Origin of the sequence: Denitrobaculum tricleocarpae (assembly GCF_007004665.1) — a bacterium.
GTDB classification, from domain to species: Bacteria; Pseudomonadota; Alphaproteobacteria; order Kiloniellales; family Kiloniellaceae; genus Denitrobaculum; species Denitrobaculum tricleocarpae.
Genome location: NZ_ML660061.1, coordinates 98,882 through 116,974, shown reverse-complemented (window position 1 = coordinate 116,974; position 18,093 = coordinate 98,882). Strand labels below are relative to the sequence as shown.

Genomic DNA, 18,093 nt, shown 5'->3' with positions numbered 1-18,093 from the left:
CTGGAGGTCTCTTCTCCGGCTCGCCCCTCCTCTGAGCGGGTAATGTGCCAAGTAGGTATTGGGCGGGTAACAGATTGAATGCTGGGTTTTGTGATTCAACGCCTACTTCAGGCGGCGGTCGTCATGGCCGTCATGTCGGCGGTCGTCTTCGTTGGCGTCTATGCCATCGGCAATCCGATCGAAATCATTATCCCGCCCGAGGCGACCCAGGAAATCCGTGAAGCCACCATCAAGCGCTTCGGCCTCGACCTGCCGCTTTGGGAACAGTACTTCATTTTCGTCACAAACCTCCTGCAGGGCGACTTCGGACGCTCCTTCATTTACAACGTGCCTGTGTTGGAGCTGATTGCAGGACGTCTCCCCGCGACCCTGGAACTGGTGCTGATCTCGGTCGTCACGGCGACCCTGCTCGGGGTCGGTCTGGGCGTCTACGCGGGCTATCGGCCGGAGAGCTTGATCGCGCGCGGGATTATGGCGGTTTCGGTGCTGGGGTTTTCAGTGCCCAGTTTCTGGGTGGGTCTGATTCTCATTCTGATTTTTGCCGTCAACCTGGGATGGCTGCCGGCCGGCGGCCGGGGCGAGGTGGTGAGCTTCCTGGGAGTGGACTGGAGTTTCCTCACCCCTGACGGCCTCTCCCACATCTTCCTGCCGGCCCTGAATCTCGCTTTTTTCAAGCTGGCGATGATGATCCGTCTTGCCCGGGCGGGAACGCGGGAGATCATGCTGACCGACACGATCAAATTCGCCCGCGCCGCCGGAATTCCAGAGCGTCAGATCCTGACGCAACATCTTCTCAAGCTGATTTCGATCCCGATCATTACGGTCTTCGGCCTGGAGCTGGGGTCGACGCTGGCCTTTGCCGTCGTGACCGAAACGATTTTTTCCTGGCCGGGGGTCGGTAAACTCATCATCGACAGCATCACGGTGCTCGATCGGCCGGTAATGGTGGCCTATCTGATACTGACGGCGCTGCTTTTCGTTCTGATCAATCTCACTGTGGACCTGGTCTTTGCTCTGATCGACCCACGCATCCGTGCGAGAGGCGCATAGTGACCGGGCAGCAGTCTCCTCTCCGCCGCTTCTGGGTGGAATTTCAGGAAAACCGCTTCGCGGTTGTGGCACTTGTCGTCGTTGTCGTCATGGCGCTTCTCGCTTTCTTCGCACCTTACGTCGTGCCGCAAGATCCTTACGACCTGGAAAACCTGTCGCTGCTCGATGCACGCCGGCCGCCCGGGTTTGTCGGCTCGGGTGGCTATAGCCACCTGCTCGGGACCGACCCACAGGGACGCGATTTGCTCTCGGCCATCCTATACGGTCTGCGCATTTCTATCCTGATCGGGCTGGCGGCGGGCGTTGTCGCCCTGGCACTCGGCACGACCGTCGGGATTGCCGCGGCCTATGTGGGCGGACGTCTTGAAACGGTCCTGATGCGGATCGTCGATCTTCAGCTGTCATTTCCCGCCATCCTCCTGGCGCTGGTCCTGGTCGCTCTCCTGGGCCAAGGCAAGGGACAACTCATCACCGCACTCGTGGCGGCGCAGTACGCCTATTTCGCACGAACCGCGTACGGGGCAGCCAAAGGCGAAAGACGCAAGGACTACATCGAAGCGGCTCTGGCGACGCCCCTCTCGGGCCGGCAGGTCGCTTTCCGTCATTTGCTGCCGAACTGCCTGCCGCCGCTGATCGTGGTGGCGACGGTCCAGATTGCCAACGCGATTTCCCTGGAAGCCACCCTGAGTTTTCTCGGCTTGGGTCTGCCGGTCACCGAACCAAGCCTCGGAATGCTGATCTCCAACGGCTTCCCCTACATGATGAGCGGCCGCTATTGGATATCCGTCTATCCCGGCATTGCCCTGATTATTCTGATCGTCGCCATCAACATGGTCGGCGATCAGATCCGTGATCAGTTCAATCCGAGGCTCCGCAAATGACCGTTGTCCTGGAGGTGCGGGATCTGCGCACGGAATTCAACACCCGGGCAGGTGTGATCCGTGCCGTCGATGGCGTCAGCTTCACCTTGAAGCGGGGCGAGATTCTGGGACTGGTCGGTGAGTCGGGCTCCGGCAAGAGCGTAACCGGGTTTTCCCTGCTGGGTCTGGTCGATCCGCCAGGCCGTATCACTGGAGGATCTATACAGCTGAACGGCACTGACTTGGTGGGCCTTCCGGAGAGCGAACTGCGCGCCCGGAGGGGAAAAGAGATTGCGATGATCTTTCAGGATCCGATCGCGACCCTGAACCCGCTTCTGACCATCCGCAAACAGATGATGATGGCGCTCGAAGCCCACCAGAACATGACCACGAAAGCCGCCGAGACACGCTGTATCGAAGTGCTGCAGCGCGTTGGCATCCCTGATCCCGCGGCACGGATCAAAGCCTATCCCCATGAGTTTTCGGGCGGTATGCGTCAGCGTGTCGCCATAGCCATTGCCCTGCTGCACGATCCGGCCGTGATCGTCGCCGACGAACCCACCACCGCGCTTGACGTCTCCATCCAGGCTCAGATCCTGCATGAAATGCGCAGTCTCGCGGCAGAAACCGGCACGGCGATGATCTGGATCAGCCACGACCTGGCCACCGTCTCAAGCCTGGCAAAACGTTTGCTGGTCATGTATGCGGGTAAAGTGGTCGAAGAAGGTGCTACGGGAACGGTGTTGCGCGACCCGCGTCATCCCTATACCCGCGGCCTGATTACTTCTCTTCCGGCCATCGCCAAGCCGGGCGAGGACCTCCTGCAGATCCCCGGAACGACACCGTCGTTTCTCTCGTTGCCGCCGGGTTGCCCTTTTGCGCCACGCTGCGATTCCGCTGAAGCGAGCTGCGAAAAGATGCCGGAGATCACCTGGGATGATGAGCGTATGTGGCGTTGTCATCACCCTCTGGGCCGGCGCGGGACAGACGTGCGCGGAGCCCAGCAATGACAGCGTTCTTTCGGATAGACCAAGTCTCGCGCGCTTTCGCACCTGAAATCACCTTGGGTGACCGGATCGCCGCGAAGCTTGGCGCAAATGTCGAAACCCGTTCGCTTCAGGCGGTCAATGCGGTAACACTCGAACTGGCCAAGGGGGAGACACTGGGCCTGGTTGGGGAGTCCGGTTGCGGTAAGTCTACGCTGGGCCGGGTCGCCGCCGGTATTCTGCCGCCCAGTTCCGGCACAGTCGCGCTGGAGGGCAAGCCGGTCCTGCTGAACGGACACAAGGCGACAACCCGAATACAGACGGTCTTTCAGGATCCCTTCGCCTCGCTCGACCCAAGGATGAAGGTTGGTGAAACCGTCGCCGAAGGGCCGGTCGCCCACGGCCTGGTTTCACGCGCGAAGGCCGGAGACTATGTCTCGGAATGGTTTGCGCGCGTTGGACTGGACCCCGCCTTCGCCGGCCGCTACCCACATCAGTTCTCCGGCGGCCAGCGCCAGCGTATCGCCATCGCCCGCGCCCTGGCGATGAAGCCCGATCTCCTGATCTGCGATGAGCCTGTCGCCTCCCTCGACGTCTCGATCCAGGCCCAAATTCTCAATCTCTTTTTACATCTGCGCCGCGAACTGAATCTGACCTGCCTTTTCATCAGTCACGACCTTTCCGTGGTGCGGCACGTCAGCGACCGCATGGCGGTCATGTATCTCGGACGCGTCGTCGAGCAGGGCGAGACCGCGCAGCTCTTTGAAACGCCTGCCCATCCCTACACCAAAGCTTTATTGGCCTCGGTCCCCAAGTTGACGCTCGACGACGAGGCTATTGTCCACTTCGAACCCATTGAGGGCGAAATTCCGTCTCCTCTCTCCCCGCCGCCCGGCTGCCATTTCTCCCCGCGCTGCGCGTTTGTGCAAGAGCGTTGCCGCAGGGAAGCGCCGGAACTGCGCGAAGTTCAGGAACGGCGCTTCGCGGCCTGTCATTTTTCGGAGAGCCTGGTCGAGCAGGGGTCGCGTGATTTCAAAGGCTTCGACACCTAAACCCGGGCACGTGAGCCGCACCGGGGCGAAAGCCGTGTCGTAGGAGCCGACGGGAAGTCGCCCCGCAATCGCTCGATGGCATCAGGTTCGGCACTCCCTCACCAACGCCGTACTGCTTTCTGTTCGCGGCACGTCAGGAAACCGCGGATTTCAGGAGTTTTTCGCGGAAACCGCGCCAAAGCGGAAATCGGTCGACCCGACCGAGAACCTATGGCCTAATCAATTGATTTTAAGAGGAAAATAATGGTAGCGGAGGAGGGACTTGAACCCCCGACACGCGGATTATGATTCCGCTGCTCTAACCAGCTGAGCTACTCCGCCACAAACATCGGATGATGTCGTCAGAGGCAGGCGTATAGGGCGTCGGATGCCCCTCTGTCAAGGGTCTTCAGAGAGTTTTGTGACCTCACGGAATGCCACACCGCCCGACAGGCAACCGGGTTTTGACGGAATTGCCGCAAATGCCCACTGGCCCGGCCAGATATGCATAAGCGCCTCTATCCCGCTCGGTCGAATTCACAGGTCGCGGCGCCCATCGTTCCGCCAAAGGCGCAAAGCGGACATTTGCGCCATTGGATTATCGGGAAGGCCATGTTAGCTATCGGGCGTTAATTGGTACAGGGACCTCTGGAATGAACAGTAAGCCTTCCGCCGCCACGGCGAAATTCGACGATCTGGTGCGTGAGATGCAGGAATTCGGTGCCGAGCATCTGATCGCAATCGGGTTGAAAGACGACGGAAGCGGCGGCTACGACGTTCGGGGATTTGGAACGCTGCAGGACAAGGAATTTACCTGCGAAGTCCTCCGCCAGATGCTCGCGAGCATGGAACGCAGCTAAACCAGGCTGGGGGGGGGGTTATACCGCGACAGAGCGTCGGTTTCAGCGCACTCACGTCGCGCAGCTTTCTCCCCGCTCATCATGCAAAACACGCCCGCAGCGGAAAGCTGAATAAACAACCGGCGAATAGTCCCGCCGGCTTGACGCAATCCTGATCTCGTCAGCTCAGATTGGCGATGGCCATTACGAAGGCCAACCAGATCACTACACTTATAAGCAGGATAAATGCCGTCGAGCGCAGCGCCGGCCATTTGCCGTTTTCACCCGATCCCGCATAGTTGCGGAGATCCTGATGATCCATCTTGTCCATCCTCAATTCCCTCAAACGGATCCGCTATCTATTTATCGTTGGCGAATCTCTGATTGAAACAAGCGTAACACGTTCTTATTCAAATTTTAAATATCTCGTTTGAAAAAAAATCAACCAGGTGGACAAAAGAAAACGTCTTCAAATCAAAGAGTTCTATGCTTAAGAAACAGCCAGAATACCTCTATTTATGCTGGAATTACAAAGCGATACTCGCGCAATGCGTCATTGGTTTTTCAGTGCGCGCCCGACAGTTCACCCCGCGCCGGAACACACTTTTTTTTCGAATCCGTCGCATTGAGATTTGCACAAAGGTCTGGAACGGCACTTGGAAAACAACCGCGAATCGTGCCTCATGGCGGTTGTTTTACCTGGTTGGTTAGGCCCCCAAGTCGCCGGAAAATTTCATGAACACCCCCGGGGTTGTTTTGCCCTTGAGGTATTGCTACCCCGGCGTCTCTCGAAGAGGAGTCGCTGACCGGAGGAGTATTATTCGCCTCAAGGGATTCCGAGGCGGCCTGAAGGGCGGACCCGTCACGGAAGTGAATTAGCCTCAAGCCGGATCTTGACCCCACGGCCGTGCTCATATCCGCGTGACGAAACGTCCCGCTGATTTAGATGTTATTCACCGGACGAAAACTGCAAAATGCCGAGGACTTAGAGCTTGAAGAACATCTCGTCCTGTTTGTGGCGATCGAACAGAGCGGGTTAGCCTCTTTCAGCTGACTCTGGGGGAAATCTGGGTATGGCGTATGCGTAAACAAGAATATGGGGCCGACGAGAGTCCATCGTCTTCGACCGGGCAAACCCTGGAAAACCAAACCACGCTGCCCGGCGGGGGGACCGCGATCCATCCTTTGCGCCACGAAGTCATGGCCGAGACCAACGCCCGGCCGGCCCTGCCGGCGGCATCGCCCTGCATCTGCGAACACCTGGTCTTCCTGTCCGGGGAGCTTGATGCGCAAAAGGATTGGGAAAATGTCCGCCGAGTCGCGCAACAACTTGGCAAAACACTGGGCGACGAGGCCGAACAGCAGCTGGTTCTCGAGAACGACAGCGTCATCTTCAAATGGGAACGTCACACGGAGTTCTGCTCTTACACCGCCGTCCGCAGAAATCCACCCGGCGGCGAGGACAGTGTGTTCGGCAGGGTCATCAACATTGACCTCATCACCGGCAGCCATGCGGCCGCACCGGCGCGGCAGGACGCGGAGTCACCCGGCAACCCGATTCAAACGCCCGCCATTAAGCAAAGCGGCAAACCGGTTGTCGCACTCCGCTTCTACGTGGATACACCGCAAAATCCGCGCTGGTCCGCGACGGGCGAGACAGACCTGCTGACGGACACCCGCATTGTCGCGGTGACAGCCAATGGCGGGAAAACGAAAATCATGACCGACTTTCGTTTTCACGCAGACGGTTATTCGCGATTTCTGGTGCAGGACACGTCCGGCAATGTCAATCGGCTGGGACGCGTGATTCAGCGTCTGATCGACATTGAAACCTACCGCACTCTGGCGCTTATCACCTGGCCGTTGGCAAAATCAGCAGGCCAGGATATCGGCCACATTGACGGCGAATTGCGCAGGTTGATCCAGGAGATCGGCAGCGAGGGGAGCGACGGTCCGGAAGACCAGGCCCGCCTCCTCTCCGAGCTGACCGCTCTGGCCGCCCGCGCCGAAACAGTCGGCGCCGAGACCAACTTCCGCTTCAGTGCGGCCAAGGCCTATTACTCTATCGTCACATCGCGTCTCGGGGAATTGCGCGAGGAGAGAATCGAGGGTTATCAGCGGATCTCGAGCTTTATCGAACGCCGGCTTGGTCCGGCGATCCGGAGTTTCCAGGCGATTTTGGATCGCCAGAATTCGACCTCCGAGCGGATCGCCCGTGCGTCCTCGCTCCTGAGAACAAGAGTCGACGTCGAACTGGAACGACAGAATCAGGATCTGCTTGCCTCCATGGATCGCCGGTCGCAACTGCAGTTGCGGCTACAGCAGACAGTGGAGGGGCTCTCGGTTGCGGCGGTAAGTTACTACTGTATCGGCATTCTCTCCTGGCTGCTGAAAGGCATCCCCAAAGCCTTCATGCCAATCGATCCAGCGGTGATTACAACCGTGGCGGCGCCCTTCATTATTCTCTCGATCTGGCTGATGGTCAGGCGCATTCGAAAGTCGGCACACGACAGCGGCAAGAAATCCTAGACCGGACTCACAATTACGATAAATCGCCTTCGGAGGTTCCACCTAAACTTGATCTGGGCTTCTGAGTGGTCATCCAAAGGCAAGACACCGCTCTGGTGACGCCGGATTGAGGAAAGCAATAAAACGCCACGATGCATCTGCTTGATCGCGGCTGCGACATTTGTTACCGGTAACATAATGCGGAAGCCGATACTTGACTGCCGGATCATGGACTGCACAACGTTCATCCCCGCACCCGGAAGTTAGACCGGGTTTGTCCTTTCTGGACCTGGCAGGTCACCTCTCGCCCAAGGAATCGGCACCTGGCCGCAACTGGTGAAACCGACGACGAAACGGAACGAGCAATGGCCGACGACGTGGTGGAGCAAGACAGCAGCTCCAGATTACAACGCTCGATCATTTCGCGTCCCACCATGGCCGACGTCGCCCGCCTCTCGGGCTTCTCAGCTATGACCGTTTCGCGCGCGCTTAAAGACGGTGCCTCAGTTTCCGCGAAAACCCGCGAACGGATACTCGAGGTCATTGAGGAGATTGGCTATGTGCCGGATTTGAGCGCGGGCGGCCTCTCCTCCAAGCGCTCGGGCTTCGTGACCGCCCTGGTCCCCACCATCAACAATTCGAACTTTTCCGACACCGCCTGCGGCCTGACCGATGCACTGTCGAAACGCGGGCTTCAATTGCTGCTCGGCTACACCGATTACTCCGCGGCCCGCGAGGAAGAACTGGTTGCGGCCATGTTACGCCGGCGCCCCGAGGGCATGATCCTCACCGGGGGCTTTCACACGCCGCGCGCCCGGCATCTGCTCGAATCCGCCGCGATCCCGATCATTGAAACCTGGGATCTGCCTGACAACCCGATCGATCAGGTTGTCGGCTTCTCGAATGCGGAAGCAACCGGCGCGATGGTGCGCGACCTCACCGCGCGCGGCTATCGCAACATCGGTTTTATCGGCGGGTCCAGCAAGCGCGATACCCGCGGGGCCGACCGGCGCGCAGGTTACGAGGCCGCCATGGTCGAGCTGGGCCTGGGCGAAGGCCATGTCATCACCTTCGGCACGCCCCCGATCTCCATGGAACAGGGCGGACAGGCCATCGTGCAGATGATCGGGCAGTGGCCCGAAGTCGACGCAGTGATCTGCGTGTCCGATCTCTCGGCTTTCGGCGCGATTATGGAGTGCCATCGGCGGGGCTGGGCGGTGCCTGGCCGGATCGCGGTTGCGGGCTTTGGAGATTTCGAGGTTTCGCGATGCTGCTGGCCCTCCATCACAACGGTCACGGTGAACAGTTACGATATCGGTAAACAGGCAGGCGAGCTGCTGCTTTCGACCCTCGACAAAATCCGCTCGGGCGCTGAGATCCAAGCCGCCACACAAAAGATCGACTTCAAAGTCGTCGCCAGGGAAAGCACGTAAACCGGCGTTCTCTGAAACCAGAAAAGGAGAAGACATGTCCTGGGAGAACATTGAGATCCTCGACCCAAGGATGAAGGATCTGCTGTTGCCGGACTCGCGCCTTGAACGCCATTGCACCGGCGCGGTCTGGAGCGAAGGCCCGGTTTACTTCTCCGAGGGCGATTATATTCTCTGGAGCGACATCCCCAACAATCGCATGCTCAGGTGGTCTCAGGTCGAGGGTATGAGCGTGTACCGCGAACCCTCGAACTTTACCAACGGTCACACCCGCGACCGGGAAGGACGCCTGGTCAGCTGCGAACACGGCGGTCGGCGGATCAGCCGGACCGAACCCGACGGCAGCGTTGTCTGCGTCGTCGACAACTATCAAGGCAAGAAGCTCAACTCGCCCAACGACGTGGTGGTGAAGTCGGACGGCACGATCTGGTTCACCGATCCGCCCTACGGCATCATGAGCAACGAGGAAGGCTATCAGGCCGAGAGCGAAATCGGCGCGAATTACGTCTATCGCTTCGATCCGGCGAAGGAAGACTTGAGCGTGGTCGCCGACGACTTCGACAAGCCCAACGGTCTCGCCTTCTCACCGGACGAGAGCCTGCTTTACATCTCGGACACCGGGGCGTCGCACGATCCGGAGGGCGCGCACCACATCCGGGTTTTCGATGTGATCAACGGCAAGTCACTCGCAAACGGCCGGGTCTTCGCGGTGGTCGATCCGGGACTGGCGGACGGCTTCCGCCTCGACACCCATGGCAATCTCTATACCAGTTCGGAGGACTCCATACAGGTCTATACCGCGGCCGGCGATCGCATCGGCAAGATCCTGGTGCCGGAAAAGATTGCCAACTGCACCTTCGGCGGCCCGGAGAAAAACCGGCTTTTCATTGTCGCCTCCTCGTCGCTTTATTCGATCACTCTTAACACCCGCGGAGTTCAGCAGCCATGAGCGAAAACGAACCCTATGTGGTGTCCTCCCGGATGCTGACGCATCGTGGCGCACTCGCCATGCTCGCCGCGGCGGCTGATCACGCAGCTCAGCTGCAGGTTCCCCAGTGCATCGCAATCGTGGACCGCAGCGGCGAGGTGATGGCTTCTCTGCGCATGGACGGAGCCAAGTTCCTCAGCCTGCGCAGCGCAACCGCAAAAGCCCGAACGGCGGCCTCCACGAACGCAGCGACCGGCAACCTCGACATGACGATTGGACTGGCGCTTGGAGCCGCGACGGAAGGCGGCATGACGCCCCTGCCCGGTGGCCTGCCGATCCGTTACGAGGGCGAACCCCTTGGCGGCATCGGCGTGGGTTCAGGCAGTGGCGATCAGGACCGCGCGGTCGCTGAGGCCGCACTCGAAGCAATCGGCGCAGATCTGGATATCTGACGTAGAACCTGTGTCAGACCGGCGTGGGCCACTGCCGCTGAGGTGTAAGATCCGCTAGAGCGGGTTCACATGTTTTAGCGAAAACACAGAGTGTTTCCGTTAAAACATGACGCGCTCTAGTCAAACGATAGCTGCACCTTCATCGCCTTCGAGCGGTCACCAGCGAGATCAAAGGCCTGTTGCGCGTTATCGATGGAAATCACATCGGTCAGCAAGGGCGAGGCATCAATCAGGCCGCGTGACAGAAAGTCGACCGCCCAGGCGAACTCCTCGTGAAAGCGGAAGGTGCCGCGAATGTCGATTTCCTTGGAGACGATGAGCCCCAGCGGCAGGCTGACATCGCCGCCAACACCGAGCTGCACCAGGATACCGCGGGGTTTTAGAGCGCCAAGCCCGGCCACGATTGCCCGGTCGTTGCCGCTGGCCTCGATCTGGATGTCGAAGGTGCCTTTGTTTGCCGCGTAGGACTCCAGACGCTCCGGATTCTTGGCCACGTTGATAACCTCGTCGGCACCGACTTTCTTCGCGGCGGCCAGCGGTTCGTCCATCACGTCGGTCGCAACGATATCCTTGGCCCCTGCCCGGCGCACGGCCGCCACGGCCAGCGCCCCAATGGGCCCGGTCCCGGTCACCAGGACCTTCTTTCCGATGACCGACCCGGCGCGTTTCACCGCATGCAGGCACACCGAGAGCGGTTCCGCAAAGGCAGCCGTGGTCAGATCGACGTTCGCCGGCACTGGAAAACACTGCGATTCCTTGGCGACCAGCATCTCCCGGAAAGCGCCCTGAACATGGGGAAAGCGCATGGCGCTGCCGTAGAAGCGCATGTCGAGACAGTGATTGGGCTTCCCGTCCAGGCAATAGCCGCATTCACCGCAAGGCACACTGGGATTGACCGCGATCTTATCGCCGACCGCAACAGCGGAAACATCGGCGCCAATCGCGTCCACGGTGCCGGAGATCTCGTGACCCAGGATCATCGGCTCGCGAATGCGCACCGCGCCGAAGCCGCCGTGCTGGTAATAGTGCAGATCCGATCCGCAGATACCGCCGACACCGATGCGGACCTTCACGTCCGTGGCGCCGATCTCACCGGTGGCAACATCGTCAACCCGCAGGTCGTTCGGCGCATGTATCGTAACCGCACGCATGACAGAAAATTCCTTTCAGCTTCGCGCCGCAAACCGCGAGCGCGCTATTGTGGATCAGACGACCGGCGTCAAAAGCTCCGCGCCCTCGAAGTGCGCGACCAGGTTATCGAGAACCAGTTTGCCCATGGCTTTGCGGGTCTCCACGGTCCCGCTGGCGTGATGCGGCTGGACCACAACGTTCTCGAATTCGAGGAGCCGCCGGTCCATATCCGGCTCGGATGCAAAAACGTCCAGCCCGGCGCCGCCGATGCGCTTTTGGGCCAGGGCGTCGATCAGCGCCGCCTCATCCACCGTGGAACCACGGGAGATGTTAACAAGAACCCCCTGGGGACCCAAGGCCTCCAGGACGGAGGCGTCAACGATGTTTCTGGTCCCCTCGCCGCCCGCGCTCGAGATCACCAGGAAATCCGAAGCCGCCGCAAGGGCCTGCGGCGTTTCCATGTATGTGGCATCAATGCCCTCGCGCGGCGTGCGGTTGTGATAGGCAACCGACATGTCGAAGCCACGCATGCGCCTGGCCAGGGCTGCACCGATCCGGCCCATGCCCAGAATACCGAGGCGCTTGCCGGTCACCCGGCTGGTCAGCCCCATCGCACCCTCGTCCAGCCATTTTCCCGACCGCACATGAGCATCGCCCTGTGGAATGCGGCGGGCGGCGGCCAGGATCAGCGCGACACCCATGTCGGCCACATCATCGGTCAGCACATCCGGTGTATTCGCTACCCGGATGGAGTTGGCACGCGCATGGTCCAGGTCGATCCCGTCAACCCCCACGCCGAAACAGGAAATCATCTCCAGCTCCGGCAGGCGCTTCATGAGCGCCGCATCGGCGCCCAGGTCTCCCCGGGTCGCAATGGCCCGGATGTTACCGGCCTGCGCCGATATCAGGGCGTCGGGATCCGCGGCTTCCCAATAGCGGTGCAGAGTGAAGCGTTCCTCCAGAGCCGCCATATCCCATTGAGGCAAGGCCCCCATCACCAGAACATCAGGCTTCGACATGAAAAGCTCCCGCACACTCGATCGGATCAAACTCAAATAATGGGAGAAGATTCACCGACCCGCCGAACTGCCAATGGCGATTCCATCAAACCGGATCTGCTCCAGAACGTTATCGATAACATTGTAGGGTAAAACCTCGCTTTGACAAGGCCGCTCGCCCTCCTCCGCCTATCTTCACTGTCACTGACTTTTGATCTCCGCCAACTTGACAGCGCATTATTGTTATCGATAACATTATCACTGATTTTCAACGTTGCTGCTGCATGCAAACGGGTCCGGGAAAAGCATCACACAATGACGTAAAGTGAACGGACAGTTCGGAAGACCCGTGCTAGAAGAATAAGAAACAAGAGCGAAAACAACGCAGTCACCGCCTTTGAGTTCCGAGTCATCGGCTTGTTCAACATCTTGTCACTTGGAGCCCGCATGAGCGCAGCCCTGTTCGACCTCTCCGACCGCATCGCGCTGATTACCGGCTCAAGCCAGGGCATCGGGTACACCCTGGCCAAGGGACTGGCAGGCGCCGGCGCGACCATCATTCTCAACGCCCGCAACAGTGAAAAGCTTGAGGCCGCAGCCGAGCGTCTGCGTGCCGAAGGTGCAACGGTCCACACCAACGCCTTCGACGTCACCGACCAGAAGGCCGTCACCGCAGGGATCGAAGCCATCGAGACCTCGGTTGGCCCGATCGACATTCTGGTGAACAACGCGGGCATCCAGCGGCGTATGCCGCTTGAGGACTTCCCCGCCCAGACCTGGGATGAGCTGATGCGCACCAACCTGGACAGCGTATTTTTTGTCGGTCAGGCCGTGGCACGCCGCATGATTCCGAGAGAAAGCGGTAAGATCATCAACATCTGCTCGGTTCAAAGCGAGCTCGGACGTCCCTCCATCGCCCCTTACACCGCCTCCAAGGGCGCGGTGAAAATGCTGACCAAGGGCATGGCGATCGACTGGGGCAAGCACAACATCCAGGTCAATGGCCTGGGTCCGGGATACTTCAAGACCGAACTGACAGAAGCGCTGGTCAAGGACGAGGCCTTTACGGCCTGGCTGGTCGGCCGGACCCCTTCCGGCCGCTGGGGCAACGTCGAAGAACTGATCGGCGCTGCCGTCTTCCTCGCTTCTCCCGCTTCCAGCTTCGTGAATGGCCATGTGCTCTATGTTGACGGCGGTGTCACAGCAACCCTCTGATAACGGCTTACCGCTCGGCATCGTCATCATGGGCGTGTCGGGATGCGGTAAAACCACCATCGCCCGGTCGCTGGCGCGCAGCCTGCGCGTCAAGTTTCTGGACGCAGACAAATTTCATCCTGCGTCAAACATTGAGAAGATGAGCAGCGGAACGCCCCTCACCGATTCAGACAGAGAGCCCTGGCTCGACGATGTCGGCGCAAGGCTCGCAAGGGAAGCACAGGATCGCGGCATCGCGGTTCTCGCCTGTTCCGCCCTGCGCCGAACCTACCGGGAGCGGCTTAAGCGGGCGTCCGGCCTGGATCTCTTCTTCATCCTGCTGGATGGCTCAAAGGCCGTTCTCCAGCGCCGGGTCGGGCGGCGCACAAGCCACTTCATGCCCGCCACGCTGCTCGACAGCCAACTGGCAACCCTGGAACGGCCGGATCAGGACGAGCGCGCCTTTACCGTAAACATCTCCCAACCAGTCAAGAAAATGATCGAGGAGATCCTGAAGGCTCCGGAGATCAAGGATCGCCAGTCTCCGTAGACTTTGCGCTCAAGAAATCTGATCTGGAGCGCTGGACAACCGGCCAGGAGTTGCGCGGGCATTACCCTGCATTTCCGTGACTCTTCGCGGCGGCATTGTTAGTTTTTTCTGCAAATTTGCAGAGATTCGATATGATGGACTGGAATGCTCTTCAACTCATGCTCGCGGTTGCACGGGCCGGAACGCTCTCCGCTGCCGCGCGACGCCTTTCGGTCGATCAGACCACCGTCTCGCGGCGTTTGAAGGCGCTTGAGGCCGATCTCGGCACCGCACTTTTCAGCCGGATCGACGGCTGCCTGATTCCGACCCAGGCCGGTGAACGCGCGATTGCCGCAGCCGAGAGCATGGAGTCCTCTGCCGGGAAGCTCCAGGAACGTCTCTCCGGCGCTCTGCAAAGCTGCGAGGGCAGCGTCCGCCTCACCGCCGTCCCGATCCTGATGAACCGTCTTTTGATCCCCAATCTGGAACCTCTCCTGGCAAAACACCCGAGACTCCAGCTCGAGACCATCGCCGAAACCGGGAACCTGAGTCTGAACCGGCGGGAGACCGATCTCGCCTTGCGCTTCGCCCGGCCGCAAAAGGACGCCGGCCTTTGTCGACACCTGGCCGATGTGTCCTATGCGCTCTATGGCGTGGCGGCGGGAGGACGCCGGTCCGACGCCCTGATCACTTACGAAGAAACTCACGCCCATCTTCCCCAGGCCCGTTGGATGTCCCGGCAGGCGGAACGGGGCGGCAACGGACAGCTGCGCGTCAACGATGCCGAGAGCGCGCTCGCCGCAGTACAGGCAGGCCTCGGCCTGTCGCTTCTGCCCGAAATACTTGCTGCCAGTGACCGGTCTCTGGTGCGCATGACCGAGGGTCCGGCGGTTCTCTCCCGCGAAGTCTGGCTGTTGGTCCATCCGGAGGTCCGGCAACTACCGCGTATTCAGGCGGTCATCGATTGGTTGGACAAACTCTTCAAATAGTGTTTGAAGGGATAGCAAACTACAGCCGCCTGCCACGATCTTCCCTCTGCAAGCCGCGGTAAGGAGCGACATGACGAAAAAGCCCAACATCCTCTATATTATGGCGGACCAGCATCGGGCGGATTACCTCGCCTGTGCTGGACACCCGACCCTCAAAACACCGAACCTGGATCGCCTGGCGGCGCAGGGCGTGCGCTTTTCGCAAGCCTACGTGCAGGCCCCTGTCTGCGGCGGGTCGCGCATGTGCAGCTATACCGGGCGCTACGCCTTTTCGCATGGCGCTTACTACAACAACTACCCCCTGCGCATCGATGAAAAAACCATCGGCGACTACCTGCGCCCGGAGGGCTATCGGGTCGCACTGGTCGGCAAGACCCACATGCGGCCCGATATGGAGACCTGCGAACGGCTCGGTCTCGATCCCGAAAGCGCGGACGGCGTGCTCATGCGCCAGTGCGGTTTCGAACCGGTCGAGCGGGACGACGGTCTGCATCCGGATCAGCTGGTCGATCCGAACCTGGCATATAACCGCTACCTCAAGGAACAGGGCTACGAAGGCGATAACCCCTGGCACGAATACGCCAACGCCGCCGAGGGCGAGAACGGCGAATTGCTCTCGGGATGGTTCCTGCGCAACGCCCGCCGGCCCGCACGGGTGAAGGAAGAGCACTCGGAAACCGCCTACATGACCGACCGGGCCATGGACTTCATCCGGGAAACACCGGACCGGCCCTGGTGTCTGCATCTTTCCTACATCAAACCCCACTGGCCCTACATGGCGCCGGCGCCGTATCACAGCATGTACGGACCGGAGGACATCCTTGAGGCCAACCGGACCCATGATGAAAAGGCCGACTGCAATCCGGTGCTCGCCGCCTTCATGCAGCATGAGGAAAGCCTCAACTTCTCCAAGGAGGAGGTGCGTAAGACAGTCATCCCGACCTACATGGGCCTGATCAGTCAGCTCGATCATCACCTGGGACGGATGCGCCGATTCCTGGAGGAGATCGGACAGGCGGAGAACACCATCATCCTTTACACCAGCGACCACGGCGACTACCTGGGTGATCACTGGCTTGGCGAAAAGGACCTCTTTCACGACGAGATCATGCAGGTGCCTATGATCGTTTACGATCCCCGCCCCCAGGCCAACGAGACGCGGGGCCGCACGATCGATGATTTCGTAGAAGCCATTGATCTGGCCCCCAGCTTCCTGGACTGGTCCGGCGGCGAAGCGCAACCGCACCGCCTGGAGGGCCGCTCCATAGCGCCTCTGTTGCAGGACAGGAAGCCGGACGACTGGCGCAGCGCCGTCTTTGCCGACAGCTGTTTCGCCTTGCGCGATGCCCGCAAAGATCTGGGTCTGGAGCCGGACGGCGCCCGCGCCTTCATGGTCCGCACCAGCCATTGGAAGTACATGCGCTTCGAGAATCAGCCGCCCGTGCTTTACGACCTGCAGAATGATCCGAAGGAGCTCAAGGATCTGGGCGGTTCCAACGCCCATGCCGGGGTGCGCGCCGAAATGGACGGCCTGCTGTTCGACTGGATGCGCAAACGAAAGCTGCGCACGACCGTCAGTGACGCGGAGCTGGAACGGCGCACCGGGGGCGCCAAGTCCCGCGGAATCTATTTCGGGGTCTGGTAACGGGGTGCGTGCGGTCGCTTTTGACGCCTTTCGTCAAGAGCGTGAATCGCCCTCCGATTACAAGACTTAGAGGCTGATTCACGTTTTTCACTTTTTCAGTGAAAAACGATCAGGCTTTACTCTCGGTCTGGTCGGGTCCGGGCCTCACCTCGCTATGCGACGGCTCCAGCGCTGCGGTGATCGCCACGCGCCTCCGCCAGGTCCGTATCCACATCAGCATCACCAGGATCGCCCCGAAGGCGAGCGGCAGCCGAAGTCCGATGTATTCGGAAAGCGCGCCCATGATCAGCGCGCCTGCGGCCGGTCCGCCGATGAAGATGATGCCGTAGAGACTGAGCACACGCCCGCGCAGATCGCCGTCGACCGCCATCTGCAGCAGAGTCTGCATGCTGACCCCCGTCGCCACCATCGCCATCCCGGCGATTGCTGCACTCGCCAGTCCCAGCCAGATCCAGTCACTCGCAACAAAGGCGAGCATAGAAAACGACAAGAGCAGGGTATTGAGCAGCACCAACCGGGTCAGACCACCACCGCCGCGCCGGGCAACCCACAAACCGCTCATCACCGCACCTATGCCGACCGTAGAGGTCAGGAGAGCAAGCGTATCCGCCCCGCCGCCGAAAACCCTGTCGGCGAAACCCGGCATCAACTCGACGAAAGGCCGCACAGAGAGCGATGCCGTGGCGAGCAGCAGCAACATCGGCCCGATGCCCGGGTGACGCGCGGCATAGCTGAAACCCTCGCCGAGCTGCACCCAGATCGAGGGCGGCACCTTGCCTTTGCCCCGGTCCGGGCGGCGCGGCACCCTGATGCGCAGCAACGCGATCAGAAAGGCCGAAAAGGTGAGCGCATTGGCGCCAAAAGCCCCCTGGACGCCCACGGTCACGATCAGAAGGCCCGCAACCGCAGGCCCGATAAAGCGCGCCAGGTTGAAGATGATGGAGTTGATCGCGATCCCGGTCGAGAGATCCTCGCGCGGCACCAGACTGGGCATCAGTGCCAGACGCGAAGGCTGATTGAAGCCCATTGCAATCCCATTGATCAGCACCAGTAGCGCCAGCAACTCGACCGTCGCATTCCCCGTTGCGGTCAGCGCAAAGAGCGCGATCGCCTGGCAGAGCGAAACAGACTGCGCGGTCAACATGATCTTGATCCGGTTATAGCGGTCCGCCACCACACCGCCGAAGGGACCGACGAATACTGCCGGCAGGAGGTCTGCACAGGCGACAAGCCCCAGCCAGAAGCCGGATTCCGTCAACTCCCAGGTCAGCCAGCCCACGGCAACGCGCTGCATCCAGGTGCCGATCAGCGAGATCGAGGCGCCCGAGATGTAGATACGGAAATTCCTGTGTTGCAGGGTGCGAAGAACCCCGCCGAACCCGGCCTGACCTGGCATTAATGTTAAGGAGCTTTGATGTGAACAGAGAGCGCGCATTGAGCCACATCCGCCCGAGTCTGGCAAAGCGGCAATGGCCGTCTGCCCATATCGTCTCAATGGCGTCATGCGCTTCTGCGTCTTTACG

At 60.4% G+C, this 18,093-nt stretch carries 17 protein-coding genes and 1 tRNA gene; 13 read left to right on the top strand and 5 right to left on the bottom strand.

Going from position 1 to position 18,093, the window contains the following annotated elements:
* Positions 1–78: 78 nt before the first annotated feature.
* The 4 genes from FKG95_RS24140 to FKG95_RS24125 are packed head-to-tail and all read left to right on the top strand — an operon-like array spanning position 79 to position 3,948.
* Positions 79–1,050 (top strand): ABC transporter permease, encoded by a 972-nt coding sequence (locus FKG95_RS24140; protein ID WP_142899007.1) that lies wholly within the window; start codon positions 79–81, stop codon positions 1,048–1,050.
* Entirely contained in the window at positions 1,050–1,931 is an 882-nt protein-coding gene (locus FKG95_RS24135; RefSeq protein ID WP_142899006.1) for an ABC transporter permease, read from the top strand. Before FKG95_RS24140 ends, FKG95_RS24135 begins: the two co-directional genes overlap by 1 nt.
* The gene (locus tag FKG95_RS24130; protein ID WP_142899005.1) at positions 1,928–2,920 is read left to right on the top strand and encodes an ABC transporter ATP-binding protein; all 993 of its coding nucleotides are present in this window, start codon (positions 1,928–1,930) and stop codon (positions 2,918–2,920) included. Before FKG95_RS24135 ends, FKG95_RS24130 begins: the two co-directional genes overlap by 4 nt.
* Positions 2,917–3,948 (top strand): ABC transporter ATP-binding protein, encoded by a 1,032-nt coding sequence (locus FKG95_RS24125; RefSeq protein WP_142899004.1) that lies wholly within the window; start codon positions 2,917–2,919, stop codon positions 3,946–3,948. The genes FKG95_RS24130 and FKG95_RS24125 overlap by 4 nt, the downstream gene beginning before the upstream one ends.
* Positions 3,949–4,192: 244 nt before the next feature.
* Here the strand turns inward: FKG95_RS24125 and FKG95_RS24120 are convergent.
* Positions 4,193–4,269 (bottom strand) — tRNA-Met (locus FKG95_RS24120).
* A 311-nt stretch (positions 4,270–4,580) separates the two neighbouring features.
* On the opposite strand from FKG95_RS24120, the gene FKG95_RS24115 reads away from it, so the two are divergent.
* Positions 4,581–4,787, top strand: coding sequence for a hypothetical protein (locus FKG95_RS24115; RefSeq protein WP_142899003.1), 207 nt, complete (start codon positions 4,581–4,583; stop codon positions 4,785–4,787).
* Positions 4,788–4,947: 160 nt separating this feature from the next.
* Here FKG95_RS24115 and FKG95_RS29765 read toward each other — a convergent pair whose 3' ends face one another.
* On the bottom strand, positions 4,948–5,097 hold the full coding sequence (locus FKG95_RS29765; RefSeq protein ID WP_179954260.1) for a hypothetical protein: 150 nt from the start codon (positions 5,095–5,097) through the stop codon (positions 4,948–4,950).
* A gap of 749 nt (positions 5,098–5,846) precedes the next feature.
* On the opposite strand from FKG95_RS29765, the gene FKG95_RS24110 reads away from it, so the two are divergent.
* From FKG95_RS24110 to FKG95_RS24095, 4 genes are all read left to right on the top strand, one after another.
* Positions 5,847–7,295 (top strand): DUF3422 family protein, encoded by a 1,449-nt coding sequence (locus FKG95_RS24110; RefSeq protein ID WP_142899002.1) that lies wholly within the window; start codon positions 5,847–5,849, stop codon positions 7,293–7,295.
* 344 nt (positions 7,296–7,639) lie between these two features.
* A complete protein-coding gene (locus tag FKG95_RS24105) occupies positions 7,640–8,707 on the top strand; it encodes a LacI family DNA-binding transcriptional regulator (protein WP_179954259.1) in 1,068 nt (355 codons plus the stop codon).
* A gap of 34 nt (positions 8,708–8,741) precedes the next feature.
* Complete coding sequence (locus tag FKG95_RS24100) at positions 8,742–9,653, top strand: SMP-30/gluconolactonase/LRE family protein (protein WP_142899001.1); 912 nt, start codon at positions 8,742–8,744, stop codon at positions 9,651–9,653.
* Positions 9,650–10,084: a GlcG/HbpS family heme-binding protein gene (locus FKG95_RS24095; RefSeq protein WP_179954258.1), complete on the top strand. Its 435-nt coding sequence runs from the start codon at positions 9,650–9,652 to the stop codon at positions 10,082–10,084. The genes FKG95_RS24100 and FKG95_RS24095 overlap by 4 nt, the downstream gene beginning before the upstream one ends.
* A gap of 116 nt (positions 10,085–10,200) precedes the next feature.
* Here FKG95_RS24095 and FKG95_RS24090 read toward each other — a convergent pair whose 3' ends face one another.
* Positions 10,201–11,235, bottom strand: a complete 1,035-nt coding sequence (locus tag FKG95_RS24090) for an L-idonate 5-dehydrogenase (RefSeq protein ID WP_142898999.1) — start codon at positions 11,233–11,235, stop codon at positions 10,201–10,203.
* Between the two features lie 54 nt (positions 11,236–11,289).
* The gene (locus FKG95_RS24085; RefSeq protein ID WP_142898998.1) at positions 11,290–12,234 is read right to left on the bottom strand and encodes a 2-hydroxyacid dehydrogenase; all 945 of its coding nucleotides are present in this window, start codon (positions 12,232–12,234) and stop codon (positions 11,290–11,292) included.
* A gap of 426 nt (positions 12,235–12,660) precedes the next feature.
* On the opposite strand from FKG95_RS24085, the gene FKG95_RS24080 reads away from it, so the two are divergent.
* The 4 genes from FKG95_RS24080 to FKG95_RS24065 all read left to right on the top strand — a co-directional run bounded on the left by FKG95_RS24080 (position 12,661) and on the right by FKG95_RS24065 (position 16,570).
* The gene (locus FKG95_RS24080; protein ID WP_142898996.1) at positions 12,661–13,428 is read left to right on the top strand and encodes an SDR family oxidoreductase; all 768 of its coding nucleotides are present in this window, start codon (positions 12,661–12,663) and stop codon (positions 13,426–13,428) included.
* Positions 13,409–13,957: a gluconokinase gene (locus FKG95_RS24075; protein WP_218940349.1), complete on the top strand. Its 549-nt coding sequence runs from the start codon at positions 13,409–13,411 to the stop codon at positions 13,955–13,957. The genes FKG95_RS24080 and FKG95_RS24075 overlap by 20 nt, the downstream gene beginning before the upstream one ends.
* A 131-nt stretch (positions 13,958–14,088) precedes the next feature.
* A complete protein-coding gene (locus FKG95_RS24070; protein ID WP_142898994.1) occupies positions 14,089–14,925 on the top strand; it encodes a LysR family transcriptional regulator in 837 nt (278 codons plus the stop codon).
* Positions 14,926–14,995: 70 nt separating this feature from the next.
* Positions 14,996–16,570 carry an alkaline phosphatase family protein gene (locus FKG95_RS24065; protein ID WP_142898993.1) on the top strand — a complete coding sequence of 525 codons (1,575 nt, stop codon included), beginning with the start codon at positions 14,996–14,998 and terminating at the stop codon, positions 16,568–16,570.
* Between the two features lie 109 nt (positions 16,571–16,679).
* Here the strand turns inward: FKG95_RS24065 and FKG95_RS24060 are convergent, their stop codons facing one another.
* Positions 16,680–17,966, bottom strand: a complete 1,287-nt coding sequence (locus tag FKG95_RS24060) for an MFS transporter (RefSeq protein ID WP_179954257.1) — start codon at positions 17,964–17,966, stop codon at positions 16,680–16,682.
* Positions 17,967–18,093: the final 127 nt, after the last annotated feature.

What these genes read in the sequence shown, in the direction of transcription:
- FKG95_RS24130 (WP_142899005.1), top strand. Translation starts at nt 1,928, where the DNA reads ATGACCGTTGTCCTGGAGGTGCGGGATCTGCGCACGGAATTCAACACC.
- FKG95_RS24080 (WP_142898996.1), top strand. Translation starts at nt 12,661, where the DNA reads ATGAGCGCAGCCCTGTTCGACCTCTCCGACCGCATCGCGCTGATTACC.
- FKG95_RS24115 (WP_142899003.1), top strand. Translation starts at nt 4,581, where the DNA reads ATGAACAGTAAGCCTTCCGCCGCCACGGCGAAATTCGACGATCTGGTG.
- FKG95_RS24110 (WP_142899002.1), top strand. Translation starts at nt 5,847, where the DNA reads ATGCGTAAACAAGAATATGGGGCCGACGAGAGTCCATCGTCTTCGACC.
- FKG95_RS24070 (WP_142898994.1), top strand. Translation starts at nt 14,089, where the DNA reads ATGATGGACTGGAATGCTCTTCAACTCATGCTCGCGGTTGCACGGGCC.
- FKG95_RS24125 (WP_142899004.1), top strand. Translation starts at nt 2,917, where the DNA reads ATGACAGCGTTCTTTCGGATAGACCAAGTCTCGCGCGCTTTCGCACCT.
- FKG95_RS24105 (WP_179954259.1), top strand. Translation starts at nt 7,640, where the DNA reads ATGGCCGACGACGTGGTGGAGCAAGACAGCAGCTCCAGATTACAACGC.
- FKG95_RS24060 (WP_179954257.1), bottom strand. Translation starts at nt 17,966, where the DNA reads ATGCCAGGTCAGGCCGGGTTCGGCGGGGTTCTTCGCACCCTGCAACAC.
- FKG95_RS24065 (WP_142898993.1), top strand. Translation starts at nt 14,996, where the DNA reads ATGACGAAAAAGCCCAACATCCTCTATATTATGGCGGACCAGCATCGG.
- FKG95_RS29765 (WP_179954260.1), bottom strand. Translation starts at nt 5,097, where the DNA reads ATGGACAAGATGGATCATCAGGATCTCCGCAACTATGCGGGATCGGGT.
- FKG95_RS24085 (WP_142898998.1), bottom strand. Translation starts at nt 12,234, where the DNA reads ATGTCGAAGCCTGATGTTCTGGTGATGGGGGCCTTGCCTCAATGGGAT.
- FKG95_RS24090 (WP_142898999.1), bottom strand. Translation starts at nt 11,235, where the DNA reads ATGCGTGCGGTTACGATACATGCGCCGAACGACCTGCGGGTTGACGAT.
- FKG95_RS24095 (WP_179954258.1), top strand. Translation starts at nt 9,650, where the DNA reads ATGAGCGAAAACGAACCCTATGTGGTGTCCTCCCGGATGCTGACGCAT.
- FKG95_RS24140 (WP_142899007.1), top strand. Translation starts at nt 79, where the DNA reads ATGCTGGGTTTTGTGATTCAACGCCTACTTCAGGCGGCGGTCGTCATG.
- FKG95_RS24100 (WP_142899001.1), top strand. Translation starts at nt 8,742, where the DNA reads ATGTCCTGGGAGAACATTGAGATCCTCGACCCAAGGATGAAGGATCTG.